This is a genomic window from Fructobacillus sp. ChS1-6f1-1-27 (assembly GCF_059579415.1).
In genome coordinates this window covers 1-13556 of the sequence record NZ_JCAOER010000017.1, presented here as the reverse complement: position 1 = coordinate 13556, position 13556 = coordinate 1, and the positions used below count along the sequence as shown (strand labels likewise).

At 46.4% G+C, this 13556-nt stretch carries 11 protein-coding genes; 2 read left to right on the top strand and 9 right to left on the bottom strand.

Annotated elements, in window-relative coordinates:
- Positions 1–148: 148 nt before the first annotated feature.
- The 9 genes from AC5162_RS06140 to nrdD all read right to left on the bottom strand — a co-directional run bounded on the left by AC5162_RS06140 (position 149) and on the right by nrdD (position 10690).
- Complete coding sequence (locus tag AC5162_RS06140; protein WP_496534375.1) at positions 149–1537, bottom strand: amino acid permease; 1389 nt, start codon at positions 1535–1537, stop codon at positions 149–151.
- A gap of 345 nt (positions 1538–1882) precedes the next feature.
- A complete protein-coding gene (locus tag AC5162_RS06135; protein WP_496534374.1) occupies positions 1883–2890 on the bottom strand; it encodes a HoxN/HupN/NixA family nickel/cobalt transporter in 1008 nt (335 codons plus the stop codon).
- A 15-nt stretch (positions 2891–2905) separates the two neighbouring features.
- The gene (gene sufB, locus AC5162_RS06130) at positions 2906–4336 is read right to left on the bottom strand and encodes a Fe-S cluster assembly protein SufB (RefSeq protein ID WP_496534373.1); all 1431 of its coding nucleotides are present in this window, start codon (positions 4334–4336) and stop codon (positions 2906–2908) included.
- A complete protein-coding gene (sufU, locus tag AC5162_RS06125; protein ID WP_496534372.1) occupies positions 4314–4778 on the bottom strand; it encodes a Fe-S cluster assembly sulfur transfer protein SufU in 465 nt (154 codons plus the stop codon). Before sufU ends, sufB begins: the two co-directional genes overlap by 23 nt.
- On the bottom strand, positions 4775–5986 hold the full coding sequence (locus AC5162_RS06120) for a SufS family cysteine desulfurase (RefSeq protein ID WP_496534371.1): 1212 nt from the start codon (positions 5984–5986) through the stop codon (positions 4775–4777). Before AC5162_RS06120 ends, sufU begins: the two co-directional genes overlap by 4 nt.
- On the bottom strand, positions 5976–7079 hold the full coding sequence (locus AC5162_RS06115) for a SufD family Fe-S cluster assembly protein (protein ID WP_496534370.1): 1104 nt from the start codon (positions 7077–7079) through the stop codon (positions 5976–5978). Before AC5162_RS06115 ends, AC5162_RS06120 begins: the two co-directional genes overlap by 11 nt.
- Entirely contained in the window at positions 7072–7881 is an 810-nt protein-coding gene (sufC, locus tag AC5162_RS06110; protein ID WP_496534369.1) for a Fe-S cluster assembly ATPase SufC, read from the bottom strand. Before sufC ends, AC5162_RS06115 begins: the two co-directional genes overlap by 8 nt.
- A gap of 81 nt (positions 7882–7962) precedes the next feature.
- Positions 7963–8544 (bottom strand): anaerobic ribonucleoside-triphosphate reductase activating protein, encoded by a 582-nt coding sequence (gene nrdG / locus AC5162_RS06105; RefSeq protein WP_496534368.1) that lies wholly within the window; start codon positions 8542–8544, stop codon positions 7963–7965.
- A complete protein-coding gene (nrdD, locus tag AC5162_RS06100) occupies positions 8480–10690 on the bottom strand; it encodes an anaerobic ribonucleoside-triphosphate reductase (protein ID WP_496534367.1) in 2211 nt (736 codons plus the stop codon). The genes nrdG and nrdD overlap by 65 nt, the downstream gene beginning before the upstream one ends.
- 464 nt (positions 10691–11154) lie before the next feature.
- Here nrdD and AC5162_RS06095 point away from each other — a divergent pair, with 464 nt between their 5' ends.
- On the top strand, positions 11155–12585 hold the full coding sequence (locus AC5162_RS06095; RefSeq protein ID WP_496534366.1) for a nicotinate phosphoribosyltransferase: 1431 nt from the start codon (positions 11155–11157) through the stop codon (positions 12583–12585).
- A 22-nt stretch (positions 12586–12607) separates the two neighbouring features.
- Positions 12608–13432, top strand: a complete 825-nt coding sequence (gene nadE, locus AC5162_RS06090; protein ID WP_496534365.1) for an NAD(+) synthase — start codon at positions 12608–12610, stop codon at positions 13430–13432.
- The last annotated feature ends 124 nt before the right edge of the window (positions 13433–13556 follow it).

The window sequence follows — 13556 nt, the reverse complement described above, 5'->3', positions numbered from 1 at the left end:
AACTTTGTCTTCTTTTGATAATTTGGACATAATAAAAACCTCGAAATTTGGTTGTCCAAATTTCGGGGTTCATATCACACACTTAGCTGCTTTTTTCTTACAATTAACAATCGAATTCATTCGACCATTTTATTTTAACTATTAACTTTTACAGCTCCGGCATTTCCTTTTCACCATGGCGGTGGGTCCAGAAGAACAACAAGGCCATAATCAATAAGAAGGCAAAGCCAATTGCTAGTGGAATCCGAGTCGTTGGGTTAATCACCATGAATACCAGGGTAATGACCAACATGGCAATGGCAAAGTAGTTTGACCATGGTGACAAGGCCAACATGAATGGGTGGCCCTTCATCAAGTCTGGGTTTTCCTTACGGAACTTGATTTGCGAAATCAAGATGACAAACCAAGGCACCATTCCTGGCAAAGTTGAGGCGGAGTAGAACAAGACGAAGACGTCTGCTGACCCCTTCCAAAAAAGTGGCATAACCGCGTTTAAGACGATCCCTAGTAAGATTCCGGCTGACATGGCTAAGACAGATAGGTCTGGCACAGAATTCTTTGACAGCTTCTTAAATGACTTAGGCAATTCGCCTTGTTGGGCCAAAGTGTAAAGCATCCGAGATGATGAGAACAAACCAGAATTCAAGGCAGAAGCGGCGGCTGTTAACATCACGAAGTTAATGATTCCTGCGGCGGCAGTAATGCCGACTTTGGCAAAGGTTTCAACGAATGGTGAACCAACAGTTGCCAATTCGTTCCATGGGTAAATCGTGATAATCACGAAGATTGCCCCGATATAGAAAATCAAAATTCGAGCGACAATCGACTTGATTGACTTCACGATCGCTTCTTGGGGGTGGTTGGCTTCACCAGCCGTAATCCCAATAATTTCGATGGCTTGGTAAGAAGTCATCACGATTGAAAGGGCAAACATGAAGCCCTTAAAGCCACCGGCAAAGAAGGCCCCGTGCGTCCACAAGTTTGAAAAGCCAAGTGGGTGGCCATGGTTACCAACCCCAAACAAGATGACCAAGAAGCCAAGGATAATCATAAAGATAATCGTGACAACCTTGATCAATGAGAACCAAGTTTCCAAACTACCGTAGGCCTTAACCGTGACCAAGTTAGTCAAAGTCAGCAAGACCAAGACTACCAAACCAGTTACCCAAGTTGGAATACCAGGCCACCAGTAGTTCATGTAAACCCCAACGGCAATCGTTTCAGAAATTCCAACCATCAACCACTGGAAAACATTGGCCCAAACAGTCAAATAACCAGCAACGGGGTGAATGTACTTCGTGGCATAGTTGGCAAATGACCCAACGATGGGCTTGACGTAAAGCATCTCCCCCAAGGCCCGCATCACAATGTACAAGACCAAGCCGGCCAAGGCATAGGCCAGCAGAACAGACGTTCCAGTCCACTTAATTGTTGAGGTTGACCCCATGAAAAGGCCAACTCCGATTGTCCCCCCAAGGGCAATCATTTCCATTTGCAACGGCGATAACGACCGCTTTAATTCTTTTTTCTCTTCCATCTTGCTTCTCCTAATCACGGCACCCTGGCAAATAAAAAAAGCGCCCCCAATTGACTTTCATCAACTAGGGACGCGTTTGCGTGGTACCACCCGTGTTTTGCAGCCAGCAAAAAGACCAACCACAACACTCAATGTCTTGATAACGGTTGACCACCGGGCTTTGTTTCACGCATTACTAAAAGGCCGCACCTGAGGTAGTTTTCCTAAATCCAAGCCGCCATTTTCACCAACCATGACGTCGCTTAAGCATTGGAAGAAGTACTCGTCCTCATGAATTAAAGATAATTTTAATCGCATTTAAAAAGAAATGCAAGTCTTTTTCCATCGAGACCTTGGTTAAATTTACTAGGCCTGGTCGTACTGCTTTAGGTTAAAGACCTTCCAGCAAATCAAAGCAACCGCCCATGCAAAGGCGAACAAAACCACTAAAGCAATTCCCAACTGGTTAAAGTCCAAGCCTGTCGTAAAGCGGCTAAAGCCATTATGCCAGCCAAAGATATTGGTGCCGACCTGGGTCAAATCAACCAGGCCAATCGCACCAGCCGCCACCACAGAAATAGTGGTCAGGACCATATTAAAGTAGACCTTGCGGTACTTAGAGGAAATCACCCAACCGTAAGCGTGGGACATAAAGAGTCCATCCAAAGTATCCATCGTGCACATTCCAGCCGTGAAGAAAAACGGTACTGCGAGCGTGGTGTACCAAGGCACCCCCTGGCTCGAAGCGGTTACTGAAGTTGCTAAGACCGCAATTTGGGTAGCCGTGTCAAAGCCCAAGCCAAAGATGAAGCCAACTACTGCCACCTGCCAGTTATGTTTGACCATCCCCAGCACCTTTAAAAACAATCCATATATTTTAGATTGGGCCTGCCAAGAATCATCATTAGTGGATAAGGTTCCCCGGTTAATTTTACGAAAATTTTGCCAAATTATTTTTAAAACAAAGCCATTGGCCACAGCCAAAGTAATCAACAAGACCGCTGCAATCGAAGTGCCAAAAACGCCACCGATTGATTCCAGGGCTGGCAAGCCCTTTTCAACCCAGTCAACAAACAAGACCGTCACCAAAGTCATCAAGACTACTACCAAGGAATGACCAAAGGAAAAAGAAAAGCCAACCCCGTTGGTATTCTTGCCATCGTTTAACATTTTACGTGTCATATTATCAATCGCCGCAATGTGGTCCACGTCAAAGGCATGACGGAGGCCAAAGGTAAAGGCAAGCCCGGCCATTCCTACCAGTTTTGGATACTGGTTCACGCCGGTTCCAAGGCAAAAGAGCCCAAGAAAGAAAATGACCAAGATGGCCGTCAGGTACTTACTAACATCATAAAGCAAGCGGTGGTTTGTCATGTGTGTTTTCTCCTTTTAGCCGACTGAACCAACCATTTCAAATTTCATTAAGCGGTTCAGCTCCACGGCATATTCCATTGGTAATTCCTTGGTGAAAGGCTCGACAAAGCCCATCACGATCATTTCAGTTGCTTTTTTGGCCGAAATCCCCCGGCTCATCAAATAGTAGAGTTGTTCTTCTGAAACTTTGGAGACCTTTGCTTCGTGCTCCATTGAGACTTCCCCGTTCAAAACGGTGTTGTAAGGAATCGTGTCGGCCGAAGACTGGTCATCCATTAGAATCGTGTCACATTCAACATGGGCGAAGGACCCGGCTGAATCTCGACCAAACTTGACTGTTCCCCGGTAGTCCGTCTTACCGCCATCATGGGCAATCGATTTTGAAACGATTGAAGATGAGGTATTGGGAGCGTTATGAATCATCTTGGCCCCCGAGTCCAAATGAACCCCGTCTCCAGCTACTGCAATTGAAAGCATCGTACCGCGAGCACCCTTGCCATCGAGGTAAACTGATGGGTACTTCATCGTCGTTTTAGAACCAAAGTTCCCGTCGACCCACTCCATCGTGGCATTTTCACCAGCCGATGACCGTTTGGTCTCTAATGAATAAACGTTGTTTGACCAGTTTTGGATGGTAGTATACCGGCAGTAAGCAGCCTTTTTAACAATGACTTCGACCACGGCAGCGTGAAGGGCATCGGCCGAATACATTGGAGCTGAACAGCCCTCAACATAGTCAACGCTGGCCCCTTCATCAACTAAGATTAAGGTCCGTTCGAACTGGCCTTCATTTTCCATGTTAATCCGGAAATAAGACTGGATTGGCGTTGAAACCTGGACGCCTTTAGGGACATAGATAAAAGTTCCACCAGACCAGACCGCTGAGTTCAAGGCCGCTAACTTATTATTACTAGGCTTGACCAGTGAACCAAAGTACTCCTTCACTAATTCCGGGTACTTTTGCACCGCCGTGTCAGTATCGGTAAAGATAATTCCTGACTTGGCGAACTCTTCTTTAATCCGGTGGTAAACAACTTCTGACTCATATTGGGCAGATGAACCCGCTAGCCACTTTCGCTCGGCCTGTGGGACCCCAATCCGTTCAAAGGTATCCTTCAAATCGCTTGGAACATCATCCCAGTCCCGATATTTCTCATCAGTTGGTTTATTATAGTAGTAAATTTCATCAAAATTAATTTTTGATAGGTCCGGACCCCAATCTTGCATCGGCATCTCCAGATAAGTCTGATAAGCCTGCAAGCGGAAGTCAAGCATCCACTGGGGTTCTTTTTTCTTCGCCGAAATTTTTCGGATCACATCTTTATTGAGACCCTGACCGGTCGAATAAACCGCCGGATGATCATCTTGAAAGCCATGTTCATAGGGCCGGTTAGCGCCAATTGTCTCTTTCACACTTGCAATACTATCTTTGCGATCCTGGTCCATTTTCTACTTCCTTCACTAAAATTTCTTCACCGACACTGGAGGCCAAAGTGGCACATTTAGCCCGGGCAGGAAAATCTTTAATTCCAGCCAAAACTTCTTCCCAGTCAGCACCCTTTTGCCGGTCAGGGCTAGGATCAACCACCCATTTTTGGTAATTTGCTAATAAGGTCTTAGCCGCTGCCAAATCCAAACCCGGTAATTGGTCTAAAACCAAAGAAGTGCTAGCTAAGAAGATGGCACAGCCGGCCCCATCAAAACTAACAGCATTGATCCGGTCGTCTTTGACGCCAAGTGTGAGGTCAATAAAGTCCCCACAAGTCGGGTTTAACCGTCGTAAGTGGTAAGTCTGATTCACCTTGATTTTCTCTTGATAATGGTGCGGGCGGCGGGCTAAGTCCAAAATAACTTGCCGGTATAGGTTTTTAATTCTTGGATTTGTCATGGCCGGAGGTACTCCAATGCTTGGTGCAAACCGGTAACAAGTTGGTCAATATCCGTTGCATCATTATAAATCGAAACTGATATCCGAACCGTTGCCGGTTGTTTTAGGTATTTCATTAGTGGTTGGGCGCAGTGGTCGCCAGCCCGAACGGCAATTCCCTCTTGGTCCAAAATCGTGGCTAAATCATGCGGGTGGCAGCCAGCGATATTAAAGCTCAAAACACCAAACCGGTCTTCTTTTTGACTAGGTCCAAAGACCTTGGCCCCCGAGATTTGACGGATGGCCTGGCTGGCTTGGTCTAAGAGGTCTTGTTCTTGTTGAAAGACCTCGGTTCGATCTAAGTTATTCCAATAGTCAACCGCTGCTTTGAGACCAATTGCCCCAGCAATATTAGGTGTCCCCGCCTCAAACTTCCAAGGTAAGTCTTGGAAGGTCGTCTTTTCGGTCGTGACTTCGCCAACCATTTCACCACCATATTGGAAGGGAGCTAAGTCTTCTAGCAAGGCTTCTTTGCCATATAAAACACCAATCCCAGTTGGGCCTAACATTTTATGGCCTGAAAAGAGGTAAAAGTCAGCATCCAAGTCCTGAACATCGACCACTAAGTGGCCGACTGCCTGGGCACCATCAACGACAACCATTGCCCCAACCTGGTGGGCCATCTCAGCAATTTCTCTAACCGGATTTTCCGCCCCCAAGACATTGGAAACTTGAGCCAAAGCGACAACTTTGGTCTTTGGCGACAATTGTTGAGTCAAATCGGCCAAGTCAACCCGACCATCTTCGGTCAAACTAATAAAGCGCAAACTTGCCCGCTTTTTTTGAGCCAAAACCTGCCAAGGTACCAAGTTGGAATGGTGCTCTGAATAAGGCACCAGGATTTCATCGCCTGGTTTAATATCATCCCCAAGACTGTTAGCCAAAAAGTTGAGCCCCTCCGTCGTTGATTTGGTAAAAATAACTTCCTTAGTAGACTGAGCATTAATAAAAGATTGGGCGGCTTCTCTGGCCGCCTCGTATTCAGCCGTTGCTGTTTCAGCCAACTGGTAAAGGCCACGGTGAACATTGGCACGGTAATTTTGGTAGTAAGCAGCCATTGCCTCTAAAACTGAATCCGGCGTCTGACTGGTCGCCGCACTATCCAAATAAGTTAACGGCTGGCCATTCATCTTTTGTTGTAAAGTTGGAAAGTCACTTTTACTGACCATTCATTTTCCTTTCAACCGCTGCTAAGACTGCTTGTTTTGATGTTTGGTCCGGAAACTCTGTCAAAGCTTTCCCAAAAAAGCCACGCACCACTAACTGCTTAGCTAAGTCCTGGTCCAATCCCCGCGACATCAGATAATAAAGTTGGTCTTGGTCGACTTGGCCAACCGAGGCCGCATGACCGGCAGTCACATCGTTTTCATCAATTAGTAGGACCGGGTTGGCCTCCCCACGACCTTTTTTTGACAACATCAAAATCCGAGATCCCTGGGTGGCGTCAGCTCCAGCGGCCCCCTTTTTAATATTGCCAAGTCCGTTTAAGACTAAACTAGCCTTATCGAAGATAACCCCGCGCTGGTAAATGGCCCCAATGGTCTGTCGACCAAAGTGGGTCACTTCCGTATTGAAGCCTTGAACTTGCTTTTGGTTTGCAAAGCTAGCCAAGTAAACTTGGCTATTGGCTCCCTCACCAACTAGGTGACTAGTGGTTTGGTTAATCGTTTGGCCACTATTCATAGCAGCCTGGACCCAAGTCATTTGGGCACCAAGACCAACTCGAGCCTGACGGTTAAAGTAAACAGAGGTCGCATTAAGTGTCTGGTCCAAGCTGGCAAACCGTAAATCAGCATGGGGCTTAGCAACCACTTCAACAAAGGCCGTCCCCTTTTGCCCTTTTGCCCCACCAATAGTGTTCAAAAATACAGAGGTCTGACTGTTTTTGCCGGCACTCACTGCCAAATGAAACCGCCAATCAGAAGAATCTGCTGGCAAATCCACTTGGAGGTTGACCGGCCCTGCTAGTTCAACTTGGTCTGGGATGACCAGTAAGTAATTGGCCTGGCAAGTCGCAAAGTGCTGGTTGGCTAATCGGTCGGCGGTTGGGTTGATAACCTGCCCGTAAACCTGGTCATAAAGGCCCTGGTCATCCTGGGGCGAACGAGTAATGTCCACCAACCGAACCCCTGCTTGTACTTGGTCATCGGTTAAGCGTGCTGATACTTTGGGTTGAGCCAATTTTTCAGCCATTTGATCCAAGCCCCAAAACCGGTAGGGAACCTTATCAAATTGAGGTAAAGATAAAGCGACCTCAGTCATTTTGCCCACCTACTCCAAGCAGGTCCTCGTCTTCATCAGTCAACGTCAAATCAAGGCCTAATTCATCCCGCAAAGCGGCATAACCAGAAGCCTCCAAGTGCTTGGCCAAGTCTGGTCCGCCAGTTTTGACAATTTTGCCGCTCATCATGACATGAACAAAGTCTGGAACAACATAATCGAGCAAGCGCTGGTAGTGGGTCACCATCAAGGTTGAAAAGTGGTCAGAGCGGAGGCTATTAACCCCCTTGGCGACAACCTTCAAGGCATCAATATCTAGGCCCGAATCAATTTCATCTAAAATGGCAAGGTTCGGTTCAATCATCAGCATCTGCATGATTTCATTCCGCTTTTTTTCACCACCAGAAAAACCTTCGTTCAAATATCGGTCGGCTAACTCACTTTTCATCGACAAAAACTCTTGTTTTTCATCAAAAAGCCGCATAAAGCTTAACGTATCAATTGGGTCATCTTCAGGCCGACGGGAATTAATCGCTGCTTTGATAAATTCAAAGTTGGTAATCCCTTGAATTTCGGCCGGGTACTGCATTGCTAAAAACAGTCCTAGTCGAGCTCGTTCATCAACTTCCATCCCTGTGATATCCTGGCCATCAACCAAGATTTGTCCTTGGGTAATTTCGTAATTAGATTGACCCATAATTGTTTGTGACAAGGTCGACTTACCAGTCCCATTCGGACCCATAATGGCGTGGAACTCGCCGGGGTTAATCGTTAAATTGACCCCCGTTAAAATTTCTTTTTCCTCCACACGGACATGGAGGTCTTTAATTTCTAATTTTTTCATGGTTATTTTTTACTATTATTTGCTGTATTTACCAGAAATGACAAAAATCATTCCGATTATGCTAATCGTAGCACCAAGCCCCTAACGGACCAGCTTGTCCCAAATGACTACTTTTTTGGCCTCTAAGGACTTTGGCACATCGATGATTCGCTGGTTGGCAGACCCACGGAACTGCAGGGTCAAGTCCTTTTCTTCTTCCAAAAACCGGCCATCAACTAAGATATCAAGCAAGGACAGCAACTCTAACTTATCGCGAGTTTCCAACAAGAGCTCATCCCACTTGTACCCGGTCCATGACCAAATGTCCTTGGCATGGCCAAACTCCTTGCGAATTCGCCGGCATAACCTTAAGCAAACATCGGTATTCAAGAAGGGTTCCCCACCCAAAAGGGTCAGCCCCTGGACATAGTCTTGGCTCAAGTCTTCGATAATTTGGTCTTCTAGGTCCTGTGTATATTCCTGACCGTAGTTAAAGTTTTGAGCGACGACGTTATAACAGCCAGGGCAGATAAACATGCAGCCAGAAACATAGAGGCTACAGCGGATTCCTTCCCCATCAACGAAGTTAAAGGGCTTGTAGTCAGCAATTTTATTTTGACTAAGCTCTCTGGTCGTCCATTCTTTGGGCGTCGGATTGTTTGGCTTTCGAATTTTGTGCGGCATGACCGATCATCTCCTTCGTTAAGTTCTTGGCCCGGGAAGAAATTTCAACGTGGCGGCCATGGACCATTGGTCGTTGTTGCGGGTTACCGAGGTAACCACAAGTTCTTTTGACAACATCACAGTACTGAGGGTCATGGTTGCCACAGTCTGGGCAGACAAAACCTCTTGAGGTTGCCTTGAATTCACCAGAGAACCCGCACTTAAAGCACTTATCAATGGCGGTGTTGGTTCCTAAGTAACCAACGTGGTCATAGGCCCAGTCCCAAACGGCCTCTAAGGCCTTAGGGTTCTGTCGCAAATTAGGGTACTCGCAGTAGTGGATAAAGCCACCAGCAGCATACTTAGGAAAGACTTCTTCGAAGCTGATTTTTTCAAATGGCGTTGGGTGCTTGCGGACATCATAATGGAAACTGTTGGTATAGTAGTCTTTATCGGTGATGTCAGCCACCTGGCCAAACTTCTTCTGGTCAGCCTGGCAGAAGGTATCGGTCAATGATTCGGCCGGCGTTGAATACAGGCTATAGTGGTAGCCAGATTCCTTTTCCCAATCGGCACAGGCATTATGCATTTTTTTGACGATTTCTTCGGCAAAGTCATGGGCTTCTTGGTTCTTTTCCCAGTTAGGTCCGTAAAAAGCGGTACAAGTTTCGTACAAGCCAATGTAGCCCAGTGAAACCGTAGCCCGGCTATTCTTGAAGACTTCATCAACGCTATCAGTCTTCTTCAACCGCTTACCAAAAGCCCCATACATATAAAGTAATGGTGCGTTTTCAGGAACAGCTTCCTTGGTCCGTTCAATCCGGTAAGCCAGGGCCTGGTGGGTTAACTTCAGCTTATCTTCAAAGACCCTCCAGAAGAGGTCCTTGTCTTTTTGGGCTAGCAAAGCGATCCGGGGCAGGTTCATCGTGACCACGCCCAAATTCATCCGGCCGGAATTAACTTCCTTACCGTCTTCATCCCACCAGCCTTGCAAAAATGACCGGCAACCCATTGGGGTTTTGAAAGACCCGGTAATTTCAACAATCTTGTCATACATCAGCAAGTCCGGGTACATCCGCTTGGTTGAGCATTCCAGGGCTAATTCCTTGATATCATAATTGGGGTCTTCTTTGGCATAGTTCAACCCCTTTTTCACCGTGAAAATCAGCTTAGGGAAGATGGCCGTCCGTCCTTCCTTGCCAAGCCCCTTGATCCGGATTTGCAAGATGGCCTTTTGGATAGACCGTTCAATCCAAGAAGTGCCAAGGCCAAAGTTAATTGTGGTAAAAGGCGTTTGTCCTTGTGATGAGTACAGGGTATTAATTTCATATTCCAAAGCCTGCATGGCATCGTAGATGTCTTTTTTGGTCTTTTCCTTGGCGTATTCATCACGGTTGTCAGCACTAACCCACTTTTTAGCATCAGCTAGGTGCTTCTTATAATTCTTTTCAGCAAAGGGGGCTAGTAATTGGTCAATCCGGTTGGCAGAACAGCCACCATACTGAGAAGAAGCAACGTTGGCGATGATTTGTGACATCTGAGCGGTCGCCGTTTGAATGGAATTAGGCGTATCGACCCAGGCATTTCCAATCTTATAACCGTTGTTTAAGAGGTTATCGAAATCAATTAAGCAGCAGTTGGTTGCCGGGGTGACTGGGGAATAGTCAAGGTCGTGCCAGTGGATATCCCCACGTAAGTGCGCCTTGGCCACCAATGGCGGCAGCATTTTTAACCCCAAAGCCCGACTAGCAGCACCAGCCTCCAGGTCCCGTTGGGTGTTAAAGACCTTACTATCCTTATTGGCATTTTCATGGACAACCGAATCATCCTCTGCGAAGAGTTTGCTAATTCGCTTTTCAACACTAGAAGCATCCTTAAAGTGGTCTAAGTCAGCTTGGAAGTGGTTCTTAAAGGACTTAATCGCTTCGTGCTGACCCGCTTCTAGCAGCCCAGTCAAGATTAAGTCACCAATTTCAGTTGACTGGACTTCTTTCTTATCCTGTAAGCCGGTAACTAGTCGCTGACTGATTTGGTCAACCACCTCACCTGAAAGCTTTAACTGGCCTAAAACATAGTCGACCTTGTAGGCCTGGTATGAAGCCTTGTCTCCGCTGCGTTTTACGACAGTTAAGTCCGGGAATTCAGCTGTTTGAATTTCATCAATCATAATTATTCCTCCTAATTTTTTATGTTCGTTTTTGGGGCGTGTGAATATCCTACAACGAATTTTAAGAGGGGAACAGATGTTTGTTTTTAAAATACAACTGCCGAATTCAATCCAGCCCCATCATGGTCACGGTTACTCAAATAGTTACTATTTTTTTACAAAACTAGGGCAATTTACACCGAAAATTAACACAATTGTTGGTTGACATTAGACCGGTGCTTTTGTGAATTCAAAAACCTTTTTCATCTTTTCCTAATAGAGCCCATTCTAAACAAGGTCTAAATTTGTAAACAGGCTCCTCCCCAATCCATACCAAAGACCAGACAATTTACAACTTGATAACATTCCCTGGTTTTACTTGACAGAAAAAATCCGAACTTGGAAAAGTCTGACTTGTGAAGTTCTAAATTAATTCGGTTTTTTCGGGTCAACTTGCGTATAATTGAAGGAAAAGGACAGGTGCCATGTATACTGATGATTCCCTGGTTTTGCACACCGATGCTTACCAGATTAATATGATTTATACCTATTGGAAAGAGGGCTTAGACCAAAAAAACGTGGTCTTCGAAGCATACTTTCGCAAAATGCCATTTGAAAACGGCTACGTTGTTTTCACCGGCTTAGAGCGGATTGTCAAAACCTTACAAGAACTCCGTTTTTCAGCCGATGACTTAGCTTACCTAAAGTCACTTGGCCTCTATGAAGGCGATTTTTTGGCCTACTTAAAGGACTGGCGCCTGACTGCGACTATTCACGCTGCCAAAGAAGGCGAAGTGATGTTTAACCACGAGCCACTCGTCCAAGTTGACGGGCCCTTGGTTGATGCTCAATTACTTGAAACCGTTTTATTAAACATCATTAACTTCCAAACCCTAATTTCAACTAAGGCGGCTCGGATTACAGCCGTGACAGAAGGGCAACCATTATTGGAATTTGGAACCCGACGGGCCCAAGAACTCGATGCCGCCCTGTGGGGGACACGGGCTGCTTACATCGCTGGCTTTGACGCCACTTCTAATGTCCGGGCCGGCAAGCTCTTTAATATTCCGATTTCTGGGACCCACGCCCATTCTTTGGTCCAGGCTTACCAGGATGACTACCAAGCCTTTATGGCCTATGCCAAAACCCACCATGATGTCGTTTTCTTGGTTGATACCTTTGATACTTTGAAGTCTGGCGTCCCAGCTGCCATTCAGGTTGCTAAGGAACTTGGTGACCAAATCAACTTCCAAGGCGTTCGAATCGATTCCGGCGACATGGCCTATTTGTCCAAGAAAGTCCGCCTAATGTTGGATGAAGCCGGTTACCCGGATGCCAAAATTTATGCTTCTAACGACTTGGATGAATACACCATTCTCAACTTAAAGGCCCAGGGGGCTAAGATTGATGTGTGGGGAATTGGTACCAAGCTAATTACCGCCTATGACCAGCCGGCCCTTGGAGCAGTCTATAAAATGGTCAAATTTGACGGGGAGAACACGATTAAGCTATCCAATAACGTCGCTAAGATTTCAACCCCGGGTAAGAAACAAATTTGGCGGATTACCGATCAAAAGGATGGCAAGTCCGAAGGTGACTATTTGACTTATTGGGAAGACGACCCCAACGGTCAAGAGTCACTCCACATGTTTGACCCCGACCACCCAGTGATTTCAAAGGACGTCAAAGACTTCAACGCCAGGCCAATCTTACAAACCATCTTTGACCACGGTGACCTAGTCTATGACCTGCCATCAATTAATGAGGTGAAAGCCTACGCCAAAGAGTCCTTGGATGGACTTTGGGATGAATACAAGCGGATTTTAAATCCTGAATCCTACCCTGTTGATTTAGCAGAAGACGTCTACACCCACAAGATGACCTTGATTAAGGCCATCCGCCAAAAGATTCAGTAACGTACGTAAAAGGAGAAAATGAATGCGCGACCTCCAAGCACAAATCATTGCTGACCTCAAAGTTCAGCCAACGATTGACCCCAAAAGTGAAATCAAACGGTCAATCACACTATTAAAGGATTACCTAAAGAACTCTGCCTACCAAGGCTTAGCGATTGCCATTTCTGGTGGCCAGGATTCAACCTTGGCTGGTAAGCTCGGCCAAATGGCCATTGAAGAGCTCCGCCAAGAAACCGGCGATGATTCTTACCAGTTCATTGCTATTCGCCAGCCATACGGCGTCCAACAAGACGAAGCTGATGCTCAGCAAGCCATTGACTATATCAAAGCCGACCAAGCCGTTACAACCAATATTAAGGCCGCAACCGATGCCCTAGTCGCCTCACTGCGCGAAGCCGGCCTAGCCGTTGATGATATGAGTCGCGGCTCAATCAAGCCCAAAATCCGGATGACCGCCCAGTACGCCGTTGCCCGAGAACACAATGCGGTAGTGATTGGCACCGACCACGCCGCTGAAGCCTTTGCCGGCTTCTTTACCAAGTATGGTGATGGTGGCACTGATATTAACCCCCTTTGGCGGTTAAACAAGCGCCAGGGTCGCTTACTCCTAGCTGAGTTAAAAGCACCGGAGAACCTTTATCAAAAGGTTCCAACAGCCGACTTGGAAGATGACCGGCCCCAATTACCCGATGAGGTTGCTTTGGGGATTACCTATGATGTCGTCGATGACTACTTAGAAGGCAAAGATGTCGCCGATAAAGACGCCGACCAAATCGAAAAGCTTTACTTAGCTAGCCAGCAAAAACGCCACGAACCAATCACGGTTTATGATACTTGGTTTTATTAATTAGGTTGACAGAAGCAGCCAACCTTTTGTCAAAAAAGCACCAAGACTGATATGAACCCCAAAATTAGGACATGTCATTGAGCGGCCTTGAGGACTGACACCCGATATTCAATCGGTGTCAGTC